This is a genomic window from Bacillus sp. FSL M8-0063, from assembly GCF_038005545.1.
Lineage (GTDB): Bacteria > Bacillota > Bacilli > Bacillales > Bacillaceae_G > Bacillus_A > Bacillus_A wiedmannii.
Genome location: NZ_JBBOTJ010000002.1, coordinates 129305 through 145290, shown reverse-complemented (window position 1 = coordinate 145290; position 15986 = coordinate 129305). Strand labels below are relative to the sequence as shown.

The window sequence follows — 15986 nt, the reverse complement described above, 5'->3', positions numbered from 1 at the left end:
GGAAGGAGTAAGTCGAGTGTTAAAGATTGCAAACATTGAGATGAAAAACCCGGTTGTATTAGCACCGATGGCGGGAGTGTGTAACTCTGCATTCCGTTTGACAGTAAAAGAATTTGGTGCAGGTTTAGTTTGTGCTGAAATGGTAAGTGATAAAGCGATATTACTTAATAACAAAAGAACATTAGATATGTTATATATTGATGAAAGAGAAAAGCCATTAAGTTTACAAATTTTTGGTGGAGAGAAAGAAACTCTTGTAGATGCTGCGAAATACGTAGATAAATATACGACAGCAGACATTATTGATATTAATATGGGTTGCCCAGTACCAAAAATCATTAAGTGTGATGCGGGAGCAAAGTGGCTTTTAGACCCAAATAAAATATATGAAATGGTAGCGGCAGTTGTAGATGCTGTTGAAAAGCCGGTTACAGTTAAGATGCGTATTGGTTGGGATGCAGATCATATTTTTGCAATTGAGAATGCAAAAGCTGTTGAGCGTGCTGGCGGACAAGCAGTAGCAGTTCATGGACGTACACGAGTACAAATGTATGAAGGGAAAGCGGATTGGGATATTATTAAACAAGTAAAGCAAGCTGTAAATATCCCGGTTATCGGAAATGGTGATGTCGAAACGCCACAAGATGCAAAGCGTATGCTTGATGAAATTGGTGTAGACGGTGTTATGATTGGTCGTGCTGCCCTTGGGGACCCGTGGATGATTTATCGTACGGTAAAGTATTTGGAAACAGGTGAATTAATGCCGGAACCGACAGTGCGTGAGAAAATTGACGTATGTATGTTGCATCTAGATCGTCTTATCGATTTAAAGAACGAAATTGTCGCTGTAAGAGAGATGAGAAAGCATGCAGCTTGGTATTTAAAGGGTGTTCGTGGTAATGCAACTGTACGTAATGGTATCAATGCTTGTAATACGCGTGAGGACCTTGCGAATGTATTAGGTGCATTTGTAGAAGAAGTAGAAGCGAAACAACAAACAATTCACGTTGGTTAATAATAGATAGGGAAGATTGACATTCTTCTATACACTTCCTATAATTACGTGAAAGAAAGAAGAACTGCCAGCTAGTTGCTGGCAGTTTTTCTAGTTGAGTAGAAAATGCTATACTGTATATATTGTAAAAATTAATAGAGCTGGAGTGATATCAATACCATGGATAACATGAACCACGAAGAATTAAACGACCAATTGCTTGTTCGTCGTGAAAAGTTACATAACTTACGTGAGCAAGGAATCGATCCGTTCGGTAAACGATTTGAACGTACAAATGCAACAAATGACTTATTAAGCTTATATGGAGAGTTCTCTAAAGAAGAATTAGAAGAGAAAGAAATCTCTGTTTCTATCGCTGGTCGTATTATGACAAAACGCGGTAAAGGAAAAGCTGGATTTGCACATATTCAAGATTTACATGGACAAGTTCAAATTTATGTTCGTAAAGATGCTGTTGGAGATGAAGAGTACGAATTATTTAAAACAGCAGATTTAGGTGATTTAGTAGGTATTGAAGGTAAAGTGTTCAAAACGAACGTTGGAGAACTTTCGGTGAAAGCAACGGGCTTTACACTATTAACGAAATCTCTTCGTCCATTACCGGATAAATATCATGGATTAAAAGATGTTGAACAACGCTACCGTCAACGTTACTTAGACTTAATCACAAGTATGGAAAGCCGTGAAACATTCGTTACTCGCAGTAAAATCATTCGTGAAATGAGAAGATACTTAGATGACAATGGTTATCTTGAAGTGGAAACACCTATGATGCATGCAATTGCAGGTGGAGCTTCTGCGCGTCCTTTCATTACGCACCATAATGCGTTAGATATGGAATTATACATGCGTATCGCAATTGAACTTCATTTAAAACGCCTTATTGTGGGTGGATTAGAAAAAGTTTATGAAATCGGTCGTGTATTCCGTAATGAGGGTGTATCAACTCGTCATAATCCAGAGTTTACAATGATTGAATTATATGAAGCGTATGCTGATTATAAAGATATTATGAAACTAACAGAAAATATGGTTGCTCATATTGCGAAGCAAGTACTAGGTACAACAACAATCCAATATGGTGATTATGAAATTAATCTAGAACCAGAATGGACACGTCTTCATATGGTAGATGCAATCAAGGAACATTCAGGAGCAGATTTCTGGAATCCAATGAGTGTAGAAGAAGCGCGTGAACTTGCAAAAGAACATAATGTAGGTATTAAGGATACGATGGAAGTTGGTCATATTATAAACGAATTCTTCGAACAAAAAGTAGAAGATAAATTAATCCAACCAACATTTATTTACGGTCATCCGGTAGAAATTTCGCCACTTGCGAAAAAGAATGACGAAGATCCACGATTCACAGATCGTTTCGAATTATTTATCGTTGCACGTGAACATGCAAATGCATTTACTGAGCTAAATGATCCGATTGATCAAAAAGAACGTTTTGAAGCGCAATTAAAAGAACGCGAACAAGGTAATGATGAAGCTCACATGATGGATGATGATTATATTGAAGCTCTTGAGTACGGTATGCCTCCTACAGGTGGACTAGGAATTGGTATTGATCGTCTTGTTATGTTGTTAACGAATGCACCATCTATTCGTGATGTATTATTATTCCCTGCTATGCGTCATAAACAAGACTAAGCTTTGGAGATTTCTCCAAAGCTTTTTTTATTTGAGTATGAGCTACGTGGGGATAGTAGTTCTTGATGGTGCGAGAAATTATATTTATATAGAAGAAATGTGCTGTTTTTATACTTTTTTACTAAGTTGAAAATTTTATTAGAAAAACTATTGCATTTTAATAATCAAACTGGTATATTTATATTCGTTGCCACGAAAGGTAACAAGCAAAACAAACGAAAAACAACTTATTGAAAAAAGTTGTTGACGAAAATATAACGAAATGTTATATTAATAAAGTCGCTTCTGAGCGGCAGACGAGTTCTTTGAAAACTGAACGAAACAAACAACGTGAAACGTCAATTTTTATTTTTAGATGCTAGACAAACTAACTTTATTGGAGAGTTTGATCCTGGCTCAGGATGAACGCTGGCGGCGTGCCTAATACATGCAAGTCGAGCGAATGGATTAAGAGCTTGCTCTTATGAAGTTAGCGGCGGACGGGTGAGTAACACGTGGGTAACCTGCCCATAAGACTGGGATAACTCCGGAAACCGGGGCTAATACCGGATAACATTTTGAACTGCATGGTTCGAAATTGAAAGGCGGCTTCGGCTGTCACTTATGGATGGACCCGCGTCGCATTAGCTAGTTGGTGAGGTAACGGCTCACCAAGGCAACGATGCGTAGCCGACCTGAGAGGGTGATCGGCCACACTGGGACTGAGACACGGCCCAGACTCCTACGGGAGGCAGCAGTAGGGAATCTTCCGCAATGGACGAAAGTCTGACGGAGCAACGCCGCGTGAGTGATGAAGGCTTTCGGGTCGTAAAACTCTGTTGTTAGGGAAGAACAAGTGCTAGTTGAATAAGCTGGCACCTTGACGGTACCTAACCAGAAAGCCACGGCTAACTACGTGCCAGCAGCCGCGGTAATACGTAGGTGGCAAGCGTTATCCGGAATTATTGGGCGTAAAGCGCGCGCAGGTGGTTTCTTAAGTCTGATGTGAAAGCCCACGGCTCAACCGTGGAGGGTCATTGGAAACTGGGAGACTTGAGTGCAGAAGAGGAAAGTGGAATTCCATGTGTAGCGGTGAAATGCGTAGAGATATGGAGGAACACCAGTGGCGAAGGCGACTTTCTGGTCTGTAACTGACACTGAGGCGCGAAAGCGTGGGGAGCAAACAGGATTAGATACCCTGGTAGTCCACGCCGTAAACGATGAGTGCTAAGTGTTAGAGGGTTTCCGCCCTTTAGTGCTGAAGTTAACGCATTAAGCACTCCGCCTGGGGAGTACGGCCGCAAGGCTGAAACTCAAAGGAATTGACGGGGGCCCGCACAAGCGGTGGAGCATGTGGTTTAATTCGAAGCAACGCGAAGAACCTTACCAGGTCTTGACATCCTCTGAAAACCCTAGAGATAGGGCTTCTCCTTCGGGAGCAGAGTGACAGGTGGTGCATGGTTGTCGTCAGCTCGTGTCGTGAGATGTTGGGTTAAGTCCCGCAACGAGCGCAACCCTTGATCTTAGTTGCCATCATTAAGTTGGGCACTCTAAGGTGACTGCCGGTGACAAACCGGAGGAAGGTGGGGATGACGTCAAATCATCATGCCCCTTATGACCTGGGCTACACACGTGCTACAATGGACGGTACAAAGAGCTGCAAGACCGCGAGGTGGAGCTAATCTCATAAAACCGTTCTCAGTTCGGATTGTAGGCTGCAACTCGCCTACATGAAGCTGGAATCGCTAGTAATCGCGGATCAGCATGCCGCGGTGAATACGTTCCGGGCCTTGTACACACCGCCCGTCACACCACGAGAGTTTGTAACACCCGAAGTCGGTGGGGTAACCTTTATGGAGCCAGCCGCCTAAGGTGGGACAGATGATTGGGGTGAAGTCGTAACAAGGTAGCCGTATCGGAAGGTGCGGCTGGATCACCTCCTTTCTATGGAGAATTGATGAACGCTGTTCATCAATATAAGTTTCCGTGTTTCGTTTTGTTCAGTTTTGAGAGAACTATCTCTCATATATAAATGTATGTTCTTTGAAAACTAGATAACAGTGTAGCTCATATTTTTTTAATTTTAGTTTGGTTAAGTTAGAAAGGGCGCACGGTGGATGCCTTGACACTAGGAGTCGATGAAGGACGGGACTAACGCCGATATGCTTCGGGGAGCTGTAAGTAAGCTTTGATCCGAAGATTTCCGAATGGGGAAACCCGCCATACGTAATGGTATGGTATCCTTACCTGAATACATAGGGTAAGGAAGACAGACCCAGGGAACTGAAACATCTAAGTACCTGGAGGAAGAGAAAGCAAATGCGATTTCCTGAGTAGCGGCGAGCGAAACGGAACATAGCCCAAACCAAGAGGCTTGCCTCTTGGGGTTGTAGGACATTCTATACGGAGTTACAAAGGAACGAGGTAGACGAAGCGACCTGGAAAGGTCCGTCGTAGAGGGTAACAACCCCGTAGTCGAAACTTCGTTCTCTCTTGAATGTATCCTGAGTACGGCGGAACACGTGAAATTCCGTCGGAATCTGGGAGGACCATCTCCCAAGGCTAAATACTCCCTAGTGATCGATAGTGAACCAGTACCGTGAGGGAAAGGTGAAAAGCACCGGAAGGGGAGTGAAAGAGATCCTGAAACCGTGTGCCTACAAATAGTCAGAGCCCGTTAATGGGTGATGGCGTGCCTTTTGTAGAATGAACCGGCGAGTTACGATCCCGTGCGAGGTTAAGCTGAAGAGGCGGAGCCGCAGCGAAAGCGAGTCTGAATAGGGCGTTTAGTACGTGGTCGTAGACCCGAAACCAGGTGATCTACCCATGTCCAGGGTGAAGTTCAGGTAACACTGAATGGAGGCCCGAACCCACGCACGTTGAAAAGTGCGGGGATGAGGTGTGGGTAGCGGAGAAATTCCAATCGAACCTGGAGATAGCTGGTTCTCCCCGAAATAGCTTTAGGGCTAGCCTTAAGTGTAAGAGTCTTGGAGGTAGAGCACTGATTGAACTAGGGGTCCTCATCGGATTACCGAATTCAGTCAAACTCCGAATGCCAATGACTTATCCTTAGGAGTCAGACTGCGAGTGATAAGATCCGTAGTCAAGAGGGAAACAGCCCAGATCGCCAGCTAAGGTCCCAAAGTGTGTATTAAGTGGAAAAGGATGTGGAGTTGCTTAGACAACTAGGATGTTGGCTTAGAAGCAGCCACCATTTAAAGAGTGCGTAATAGCTCACTAGTCGAGTGACTCTGCGCCGAAAATGTGCGGGGCTAAATACACCACCGAAGCTGCGAATTGATACCAATGGTATCAGTGGTAGGGGAGCGTTCTAAGTGCAGTGAAGTCAGACCGGAAGGACTGGTGGAGCGCTTAGAAGTGAGAATGCCGGTATGAGTAGCGAAAGACGGGTGAGAATCCCGTCCACCGAATGCCTAAGGTTTCCTGAGGAAGGCTCGTCCGCTCAGGGTTAGTCAGGACCTAAGCCGAGGCCGACAGGCGTAGGCGATGGACAACAGGTTGATATTCCTGTACCACCTCTTTATCGTTTGAGCAATGGAGGGACGCAGAAGGATAGAAGAAGCGTGCGATTGGTTGTGCACGTCCAAGCAGTTAGGCTGATAAGTAGGCAAATCCGCTTATCGTGAAGGCTGAGCTGTGATGGGAAGCTCCTTATGGAGCGAAGTCTTTGATTCCCCGCTGCCAAGAAAAGCTTCTAGCGAGATAAAAGGTGCCTGTACCGCAAACCGACACAGGTAGGCGAGGAGAGAATCCTAAGGTGTGCGAGAGAACTCTGGTTAAGGAACTCGGCAAAATGACCCCGTAACTTCGGGAGAAGGGGTGCTTTCTTAACGGAAAGCCGCAGTGAATAGGCCCAAGCGACTGTTTAGCAAAAACACAGGTCTCTGCGAAGCCGTAAGGCGAAGTATAGGGGCTGACACCTGCCGGTGCTGGAAGGTTAAGGAGAGGGGTTAGCGTAAGCGAAGCTCTGAACTGAAGCCCCAGTAAACGGCGGCCGTAACTATAACGGTCCTAAGGTAGCGAAATTCCTTGTCGGGTAAGTTCCGACCCGCACGAAAGGTGTAACGATTTGGGCACTGTCTCAACCAGAGACTCGGTGAAATTATAGTACCTGTGAAGATGCAGGTTACCCGCGACAGGACGGAAAGACCCCGTGGAGCTTTACTGTAGCCTGATATTGAATTTTGGTACATTTTGTACAGGATAGGCGGGAGCCATTGAAACCGGAGCGCTAGCTTCGGTGGAGGCGCTGGTGGGATACCGCCCTGAATGTATTGAAATTCTAACCTACGGGTCTTATCGACCGGGAGACAGTGTCAGGTGGGCAGTTTGACTGGGGCGGTCGCCTCCTAAAGTGTAACGGAGGCGCCCAAAGGTTCCCTCAGAATGGTTGGAAATCATTCGTAGAGTGCAAAGGCATAAGGGAGCTTGACTGCGAGACCTACAAGTCGAGCAGGGACGAAAGTCGGGCTTAGTGATCCGGTGGTTCCGCATGGAAGGGCCATCGCTCAACGGATAAAAGCTACCCGGGGATAACAGGCTTATCTCCCCCAAGAGTCCACATCGACGGGGAGGTTTGGCACCTCGATGTCGGCTCATCGCATCCGGGGCTGTAGTCGGTCCCAAGGGTTGGGCTGTTCGCCCATTAAAGCGGTACGCGAGCTGGGTTCAGAACGTCGTGAGACAGTTCGGTCCCTATCCGTCGTGGGCGTAGGAAATTTGAGAGGAGCTGTCCTTAGTACGAGAGGACCGGGATGGACGCACCGCTGGTGTACCAGTTGTTCTGCCAAGGGCATAGCTGGGTAGCTATGTGCGGAAGGGATAAGTGCTGAAAGCATCTAAGCATGAAGCCCCCCTCAAGATGAGATTTCCCATAGCGTAAGCTAGTAAGATCCCTGAAAGATGATCAGGTTGATAGGTTCGAGGTGGAAGCATGGTGACATGTGGAGCTGACGAATACTAATAGATCGAGGACTTAACCATATAATATGAAGCAATGTTATCTAGTTTTGAAAGAATATAAAAAACTTGTTGACTTTAAAAGTTAAATAAGTTACAATAATTCTTGTCTTAAATGAATACAGTCTGGTAATGATGGCAGAGAGGCCACACCCGTTCCCATACCGAACACGGAAGTTAAGCTCTCTAGCGCCGATGGTAGTTGGGACCTTGTCCCTGTGAGAGTAGGACGTTGCCAGGCAATTCGGAGGATTAGCTCAGCTGGGAGAGCACCTGCCTTACAAGCAGGGGGTCGGCGGTTCGATCCCGTCATCCTCCACCATTTAGCCGACTTAGCTCAATTGGTAGAGCAACTGACTTGTAATCAGTAGGTTGGGGGTTCAAGTCCTCTAGTCGGCACCAGTTTTTATTGCAAGAGCCATTAGCTCAGTTGGTAGAGCATCTGACTTTTAATCAGAGGGTCGAAGGTTCGAATCCTTCATGGCTCACCATTTTAATGAAATATGCGGGTGTGGCGGAATTGGCAGACGCACTAGACTTAGGATCTAGCGCCTTTGGCGTGGGGTTCGACTCCCTTCACCCGCACTTTTAATGAAATATCTCAAACATGTCTTGCGGAAGTAGTTCAGTGGTAGAATACAACCTTGCCAAGGTTGGGGTCGCGGGTTCGAATCCCGTCTTCCGCTCCAATTTCCAATATGACATGCCGGGGTGGCGGAACAGGCAGACGCACAGGACTTAAAATCCTGCGGTGGGTGACCACCGTGCGGGTTCGACCCCGCCCTCGGCACCATATGCGCCCGTAGCTCAATTGGATAGAGCGTTTGACTACGGATCAAGAGGTTAGGGGTTCGACTCCTCTCGGGCGCGTTTTCTTTCGGGAAGTGGCTCAGCTTGGTAGAGCACCTGGTTTGGGACCAGGGGGTCGCAGGTTCAAATCCTGTCTTCCCGATAATTGTTTGGGGCCTTAGCTCAGCTGGGAGAGCGCCTGCCTTGCACGCAGGAGGTCAGCGGTTCGATCCCGCTAGGCTCCACCAAAAAGTTCTTTGAAAACTGAACGAAACAAACAACGTGAAACGTCAATTTTTATTTTTAGATGCTAGACAAACTAACTTTATTGGAGAGTTTGATCCTGGCTCAGGATGAACGCTGGCGGCGTGCCTAATACATGCAAGTCGAGCGAATGGATTAAGAGCTTGCTCTTATGAAGTTAGCGGCGGACGGGTGAGTAACACGTGGGTAACCTGCCCATAAGACTGGGATAACTCCGGAAACCGGGGCTAATACCGGATAACATTTTGAACTGCATGGTTCGAAATTGAAAGGCGGCTTCGGCTGTCACTTATGGATGGACCCGCGTCGCATTAGCTAGTTGGTGAGGTAACGGCTCACCAAGGCAACGATGCGTAGCCGACCTGAGAGGGTGATCGGCCACACTGGGACTGAGACACGGCCCAGACTCCTACGGGAGGCAGCAGTAGGGAATCTTCCGCAATGGACGAAAGTCTGACGGAGCAACGCCGCGTGAGTGATGAAGGCTTTCGGGTCGTAAAACTCTGTTGTTAGGGAAGAACAAGTGCTAGTTGAATAAGCTGGCACCTTGACGGTACCTAACCAGAAAGCCACGGCTAACTACGTGCCAGCAGCCGCGGTAATACGTAGGTGGCAAGCGTTATCCGGAATTATTGGGCGTAAAGCGCGCGCAGGTGGTTTCTTAAGTCTGATGTGAAAGCCCACGGCTCAACCGTGGAGGGTCATTGGAAACTGGGAGACTTGAGTGCAGAAGAGGAAAGTGGAATTCCATGTGTAGCGGTGAAATGCGTAGAGATATGGAGGAACACCAGTGGCGAAGGCGACTTTCTGGTCTGTAACTGACACTGAGGCGCGAAAGCGTGGGGAGCAAACAGGATTAGATACCCTGGTAGTCCACGCCGTAAACGATGAGTGCTAAGTGTTAGAGGGTTTCCGCCCTTTAGTGCTGAAGTTAACGCATTAAGCACTCCGCCTGGGGAGTACGGCCGCAAGGCTGAAACTCAAAGGAATTGACGGGGGCCCGCACAAGCGGTGGAGCATGTGGTTTAATTCGAAGCAACGCGAAGAACCTTACCAGGTCTTGACATCCTCTGAAAACCCTAGAGATAGGGCTTCTCCTTCGGGAGCAGAGTGACAGGTGGTGCATGGTTGTCGTCAGCTCGTGTCGTGAGATGTTGGGTTAAGTCCCGCAACGAGCGCAACCCTTGATCTTAGTTGCCATCATTAAGTTGGGCACTCTAAGGTGACTGCCGGTGACAAACCGGAGGAAGGTGGGGATGACGTCAAATCATCATGCCCCTTATGACCTGGGCTACACACGTGCTACAATGGACGGTACAAAGAGCTGCAAGACCGCGAGGTGGAGCTAATCTCATAAAACCGTTCTCAGTTCGGATTGTAGGCTGCAACTCGCCTACATGAAGCTGGAATCGCTAGTAATCGCGGATCAGCATGCCGCGGTGAATACGTTCCAGGCCTTGTACACACCGCCCGTCACACCACGAGAGTTTGTAACACCCGAAGTCGGTGGGGTAACCTTTATGGAGCCAGCCGCCTAAGGTGGGACAGATGATTGGGGTGAAGTCGTAACAAGGTAGCCGTATCGGAAGGTGCGGCTGGATCACCTCCTTTCTATGGAGAATTGATGAACGCTGTTCATCAATATAAGTTTCCGTGTTTCGTTTTGTTCAGTTTTGAGAGAACTATCTCTCATATATAAATGTATGTTCTTTGAAAACTAGATAACAGTGTAGCTCATATTTTTTAATTTTAGTTTGGTTAAGTTAGAAAGGGCGCACGGTGGATGCCTTGACACTAGGAGTCGATGAAGGACGGGACTAACGCCGATATGCTTCGGGGAGCTGTAAGTAAGCTTTGATCCGAAGATTTCCGAATGGGGAAACCCACCATACGTAATGGTATGGTATCCTTACCTGAATACATAGGGTAAGGAAGACAGACCCAGGGAACTGAAACATCTAAGTACCTGGAGGAAGAGAAAGCAAATGCGATTTCCTGAGTAGCGGCGAGCGAAACGGAACATAGCCCAAACCAAGAGGCTTGCCTCTTGGGGTTGTAGGACATTCTATACGGAGTTACAAAGGAACGAGGTAGACGAAGCGACCTGGAAAGGTCCGTCGTAGAGGGTAACAACCCCGTAGTCGAAACTTCGTTCTCTCTTGAATGTATCCTGAGTACGGCGGAACACGTGAAATTCCGTCGGAATCTGGGAGGACCATCTCCCAAGGCTAAATACTCCCTAGTGATCGATAGTGAACCAGTACCGTGAGGGAAAGGTGAAAAGCACCCCGGAAGGGGGAGTGAAAGAGATCCTGAAACCGTGTGCCTACAAATAGTCAGAGCCCGTTAATGGGTGATGGCGTGCCTTTTGTAGAATGAACCGGCGAGTTACGATCCCGTGCGAGGTTAAGCTGAAGAGGCGGAGCCGCAGCGAAAGCGAGTCTGAATAGGCGTTTAGTACGTGGTCGTAGACCCGAAACCAGGTGATCTACCCATGTCCAGGGTGAAGTTCAGGTAACACTGAATGGAGGCTCGAACCCACGCACGTTGAAAAGTGCGGGGATGAGGTGTGGGTAGCGGAGAAATTCCAATCGAACCTGGAGATAGCTGGTTCTCCCGAAATAGCTTTAGGGCTAGCCTTAAGTGTAAGAGTCTTGGAGGTAGAGCACTGATTGAACTAGGGGTCCTCATCGGATTACCGAATTCAGTCAAACTCCGAATGCCAATGACTTATCCTTAGGAGTCAGACTGCGAGTGATAAGATCCGTAGTCAAGAGGGAAACAGCCCAGATCGCCAGCTAAGGTCCCAAAGTGTGTATTAAGTGGAAAAGGATGTGGAGTTGCTTAGACAACTAGGATGTTGGCTTAGAAGCAGCCACCATTTAAAGAGTGCGTAATAGCTCACTAGTCGAGTGACTCTGCGCCGAAAATGTACCGGCTAAATACACCACCGAAGCTGCGAATTGATACCAATGGTATCAGTGGTAGGGGAGCGTTCTAAGTGCAGTGAAGTCAGACCGGAAGGACTGGTGGAGCGCTTAGAAGTGAGAATGCCGGTATGAGTAGCGAAAGACGGGTGAGAATCCCGTCCACCGAATGCCTAAGGTTTCCTGAGGAAGGCTCGTCCGCTCAGGGTTAGTCAGGACCTAAGCCGAGGCCGACAGGCGTAGGCGATGGACAACAGGTTGATATTCCTGTACCACCTCTTTATCGTTTGAGCAATGGAGGGACGCAGAAGGATAGAAGAAGCGTGCGATTGGTTGTGCACGTCCAAGCAGTTAGGCTGATAAGTAGGCAAATCCGCTTATCGTGAAGGCTGAGCTGTGATGGGGAAGCTCCTTATGGAGCGAAGTCTTTGATTCCCCGCTGCCAAGAAAAGCTTCTAGCGAGATAAAAGGTGCCTGTACCGCAAACCGACACAGGTAGGCGAGGAGAGAATCCTAAGGTGTGCGAGAGAACTCTGGTTAAGGAACTCGGCAAAATGACCCCGTAACTTCGGGAGAAGGGGTGCTTTCTTAACGGAAAGCCGCAGTGAATAGGCCCAAGCGACTGTTTAGCAAAAACACAGGTCTCTGCGAAGCCGTAAGGCGAAGTATAGGGGCTGACACCTGCCCGGTGCTGGAAGGTTAAGGAGAGGGGTTAGCGTAAGCGAAGCTCTGAACTGAAGCCCCAGTAAACGGCGGCCGTAACTATAACGGTCCTAAGGTAGCGAAATTCCTTGTCGGGTAAGTTCCGACCCGCACGAAAGGTGTAACGATTTGGGCACTGTCTCAACCAGAGACTCGGTGAAATTATAGTACCTGTGAAGATGCAGGTTACCCGCGACAGGACGGAAAGACCCCGTGGAGCTTTACTGTAGCCTGATATTGAATTTTGGTACATTTTGTACAGGATAGGCGGGAGCCATTGAAACCGGAGCGCTAGCTTCGGTGGAGGCGCTGGTGGGATACCGCCCTGAATGTATTGAAATTCTAACCTACGGGTCTTATCGACCCGGAGACAGTGTCAGGTGGGCAGTTTGACTGGGGCGGTCGCCTCCTAAAGTGTAACGGAGGCGCCCAAAGGTTCCCTCAGAATGGTTGGAAATCATTCGTAGAGTGCAAAGGCATAAGGGAGCTTGACTGCGAGACCTACAAGTCGAGCAGGGACGAAAGTCGGGCTTAGTGATCCGGTGGTTCCGCATGGAAGGGCCATCGCTCAACGGATAAAAGCTACCCGGGGATAACAGGCTTATCTCCCCCAAGAGTCCACATCGACGGGGAGGTTTGGCACCTCGATGTCGGCTCATCGCATCCTGGGGCTGTAGTCGGTCCCAAGGGTTGGGCTGTTCGCCCATTAAAGCGGTACGCGAGCTGGGTTCAGAACGTCGTGAGACAGTTCGGTCCCTATCCGTCGTGGGCGTAGGAAATTTGAGAGGAGCTGTCCTTAGTACGAGAGGACCGGGATGGACGCACCGCTGGTGTACCAGTTGTTCTGCCAGGGCATAGCTGGGTAGCTATGTGCGGAAGGGATAAGTGCTGAAAGCATCTAAGCATGAAGCCCCCTCAAGATGAGATTTCCCATAGCGTAAGCTAGTAAGATCCCTGAAAGATGATCAGGTTGATAGGTTCGAGGTGGAAGCATGGTGACATGTGGAGCTGACGAATACTAATAGATCGAGGACTTAACCATATAATATGAAGCAAATGTTATCTAGTTTTGAAGGAATATGCCTTCATAGTTTGGTGATGATGGCAGAGAGGTCACACCCGTTCCCATACCGAACACGGAAGTTAAGCTCTCTAGCGCCGATGGTAGTTGGGACCTTGTCCCTGTGAGAGTAGGACGTCGCCAAGCAATTAAACACGAGTCAAATGACTCGTGTTTTTTCGTGTTTTCTTTTATAATCCATAGTAATTAAAAAATGTGTTTAAATAATTATTATTTTGATTAAATACAGGGGAATGTGGCTAGGATAGTGAATAAGCAAAAGAGTTGCAAATTTTATTAATACGTATATAATTAAAGTCAAAGATAGTCAAAGTCAATAAGGGTGGCGGATAAATGAGAAATATATCTGATATCATTGAGCAATATCTAAAGCAAGTTATTGACTTGAGTAATAATAATGTGATTGAAATCAAAAGAAATGAGATTGCGGATCGATTCGAGTGCGTACCATCTCAAATCAATTATGTAATCAATACCCGTTTTACGATAGAAAGAGGATTTGTTGTAGAAAGTAAACGTGGTGGAGGAGGTTACATTCGCATTATAAAAGTCAAACTGCATGACGATATAGACATGATCGATCAAATGCTTCATATGATTGATCATAGCGTTGCGCAAGGGAATGCAGAGAGTATGATTATACGTTTAATAGAAGAGGGCATCATAACAAATCGTGAAGCTAAACTTATGTTAAGTGTACTAGATCGTTCTGTATTATCAATGGATGTTCTTTCTCGAGATGAACTTAGGGCTCGAATATTATGCGCAATGTTAAGAACACTGAAATATAAATAAATATAGCTTTTGTAAAAGAATAATAACTAAGAGATAAGGCAGTTAAATATTGTAGAGGTTTTGAAAAAAGAACACGCACTTTTATTTAAATAAAGGAAAGTGAACAATCTAGTAATGTATGAAAAGTACTATCAGATAGATCGTTCCTATTGTAAAGGTGGGGATAGTGATGACTTGTCAAAACTGTAATATAAGACCAGCAACTTTACATTATACAAAAGTAATCAACGAACAGAAGACGGAAGTTCATCTTTGTGAGCAATGTGCAGAACAAAGTGGCTATACGTCTTTCTTTCAATCACCGCAGTCTAACTTTTCATTCCATGATTTATTTGCTGGGTTATTACACGGTGAATCAACAATGTTTGAAGAAGGACAAAATGGGCTTTCGAATACAAGTATATTAAGGTGTCCAGATTGTAAGATGACATCTGAGCAATTTACAAAGGTGGGACGCTTTGGATGTGCTTCTTGTTACGATACATTTAAGGAACATTTAAAGCCATTATTAAAACGTCTGCATGGCGGACATACAGATCATTGTGGAAAAATTCCGGAACGTATAGAAGGAAATCTTCACTTAAAGAAAGAATTAGATGAACTAAAACTCATTCTGAAACAATACGTACAGAAAGAGGAGTTTGAGAAAGCTGCTGAAGTAAGGGATAAAATTCGAGGTCTTGAAAATCAGCTTAGTGAGCATAGAGAGGGGGAATAGTTCTATGTCACTGGACAAAATTATGAATGAAGCGATTAGTCCATGGATGAAGGGGGATGGCCCTGATTCGGATATTGTTTTAAGTAGTCGAATTCGTTTGGCTCGTAATTTTAAAAAATATCAATTCTCTACTATGCAAAACGAAGAAGAAGCTAAACAGATTCATGAATTATTTAAAAAGGAATTTATTAATAAAACCGTAGAACCTTTTGGAGAGTTTGAACTATTAAAAATGAATGAATTAACGCCTCTTCAAAGGAGAGTATTAGTTGAAAAGCATTTAATTAGTCCTAACCTTGCAGGCACAGAATATGGAGCATGTCTATTATCAGAAAGCGAACATATTAGTGTTATGCTTAATGAAGAAGACCACATTAGGATACAGTGCTTATTTTCAGGGTTGCAGTTATCAGAGGCCCTTCAAAGTGCCAATCAAATAGATAATTGGATAGAGGAAGAGGTTGAGTATGCTTTTGATGAATCACTTGGATATATAACGAGCTGCCCTACTAACGTTGGTACAGGATTGAGGGCTTCCGTAATGCTTCACTTACCGGGACTCGTTTTAACGAAAAGAATTAGCCGCATTATACAAGTAATTCAAAAATTAGGGTTAGTAGTAAGAGGAATATACGGTGAAGGTAGCGAAGCGTTAGGTAATATATTTCAAGTGTCAAATCAAATGACGCTAGGAAAATCTGAAGAAGATATTATTGCAGATTTAAAGAGTGTCATTCAACAAATCATACAGCAAGAAAAAATGGCTAGAGAATTAATTGTACAAAATTCAAGTATTGAGCTTGAAGATAAAGTTTATCGCTCTTATGGCATACTAGCAAACAGTCGGTTAATTCAATCTGCAGAAGCGGCCACTTGCTTATCAGATGTACGACTTGGTATTGATTTAGGATATATAAAAGGTGTATCGAGAAATATTTTGACTGAGCTAATGGTTCTTACACAACCAGGCATTTTACAACAATATGCAGGTGGACCTTTAGGACCAGAAGAAAGAGATTATCGAAGAGCAACCTTAATCCGTGAGCGATTACGTATTGAAAAAAACTAAGCGCAAGT

Annotated in this window: 5 protein-coding genes, 9 tRNA genes and 6 rRNA genes; all 20 read left to right on the top strand. The window is 45.8% G+C overall.

What is annotated here, in order from left to right:
• The first annotated feature begins 16 nt into the window (after positions 1-16).
• The 20 genes from dusB to MKX31_RS23190 all read left to right on the top strand — a co-directional run bounded on the left by dusB (position 17) and on the right by MKX31_RS23190 (position 15978).
• Positions 17-1015 carry a tRNA dihydrouridine synthase DusB gene (dusB, locus tag MKX31_RS23285; RefSeq protein WP_064475169.1) on the top strand — a complete coding sequence of 333 codons (999 nt, stop codon included), beginning with the start codon at positions 17-19 and terminating at the stop codon, positions 1013-1015.
• A gap of 159 nt (positions 1016-1174) precedes the next feature.
• On the top strand, positions 1175-2674 hold the full coding sequence (gene lysS, locus MKX31_RS23280) for a lysine--tRNA ligase (RefSeq protein ID WP_000369672.1): 1500 nt from the start codon (positions 1175-1177) through the stop codon (positions 2672-2674).
• Between the two features lie 373 nt (positions 2675-3047).
• Positions 3048-4597: ribosomal RNA gene (locus tag MKX31_RS23275) — 16S ribosomal RNA — on the top strand.
• Positions 4598-4743: 146 nt separating this feature from the next.
• Positions 4744-7657 (top strand): 23S ribosomal RNA (locus MKX31_RS23270).
• 101 nt (positions 7658-7758) lie between these two features.
• Positions 7759-7874 (top strand): 5S ribosomal RNA (rrf, locus tag MKX31_RS23265).
• A 5-nt stretch (positions 7875-7879) separates the two neighbouring features.
• Positions 7880-7955, top strand: a tRNA-Val gene (locus tag MKX31_RS23260).
• A gap of 4 nt (positions 7956-7959) precedes the next feature.
• Positions 7960-8035, top strand: a tRNA-Thr gene (locus MKX31_RS23255).
• Positions 8036-8048: 13 nt separating this feature from the next.
• Positions 8049-8124: transfer RNA gene (locus MKX31_RS23250), tRNA-Lys, on the top strand.
• Between the two features lie 14 nt (positions 8125-8138).
• Positions 8139-8218 (top strand) — tRNA-Leu (locus MKX31_RS23245).
• Between the two features lie 29 nt (positions 8219-8247).
• Positions 8248-8322: transfer RNA gene (locus MKX31_RS23240), tRNA-Gly, on the top strand.
• A 16-nt stretch (positions 8323-8338) separates the two neighbouring features.
• Positions 8339-8426 (top strand) — tRNA-Leu (locus tag MKX31_RS23235).
• A gap of 3 nt (positions 8427-8429) precedes the next feature.
• Positions 8430-8503 (top strand) — tRNA-Arg (locus tag MKX31_RS23230).
• Between the two features lie 8 nt (positions 8504-8511).
• Positions 8512-8585: transfer RNA gene (locus MKX31_RS23225), tRNA-Pro, on the top strand.
• Positions 8586-8594: 9 nt separating this feature from the next.
• Positions 8595-8670 (top strand) — tRNA-Ala (locus MKX31_RS23220).
• Positions 8671-8747: 77 nt separating this feature from the next.
• Positions 8748-10297: ribosomal RNA gene (locus MKX31_RS23215) — 16S ribosomal RNA — on the top strand.
• 145 nt (positions 10298-10442) lie between these two features.
• Positions 10443-13357: ribosomal RNA gene (locus MKX31_RS23210) — 23S ribosomal RNA — on the top strand.
• Between the two features lie 49 nt (positions 13358-13406).
• Positions 13407-13522 (top strand): 5S ribosomal RNA (gene rrf, locus MKX31_RS23205).
• Together the 16S, 23S and 5S rRNA genes with 9 tRNA genes alongside form the textbook arrangement of a ribosomal RNA operon.
• A gap of 207 nt (positions 13523-13729) precedes the next feature.
• On the top strand, positions 13730-14191 hold the full coding sequence (gene ctsR, locus MKX31_RS23200; protein ID WP_340981593.1) for a transcriptional regulator CtsR: 462 nt from the start codon (positions 13730-13732) through the stop codon (positions 14189-14191).
• Positions 14192-14360: 169 nt separating this feature from the next.
• Complete coding sequence (locus MKX31_RS23195; RefSeq protein WP_000128406.1) at positions 14361-14909, top strand: UvrB/UvrC motif-containing protein; 549 nt, start codon at positions 14361-14363, stop codon at positions 14907-14909.
• Positions 14910-14913: 4 nt separating this feature from the next.
• A complete protein-coding gene (locus MKX31_RS23190; protein WP_061672638.1) occupies positions 14914-15978 on the top strand; it encodes a protein arginine kinase in 1065 nt (354 codons plus the stop codon).
• Positions 15979-15986: the final 8 nt, after the last annotated feature.

Bases quoted from the DNA above. Each gene is read 5' to 3' on its own strand.
- lysS (WP_000369672.1), top strand. From the start codon at position 1,175: ATGGATAACATGAACCACGAAGAATTAAACGACCAATTGCTTGTTCGT.
- ctsR (WP_340981593.1), top strand. From the start codon at position 13,730: ATGAGAAATATATCTGATATCATTGAGCAATATCTAAAGCAAGTTATT.
- MKX31_RS23190 (WP_061672638.1), top strand. From the start codon at position 14,914: ATGTCACTGGACAAAATTATGAATGAAGCGATTAGTCCATGGATGAAG.
- MKX31_RS23195 (WP_000128406.1), top strand. From the start codon at position 14,361: ATGACTTGTCAAAACTGTAATATAAGACCAGCAACTTTACATTATACA.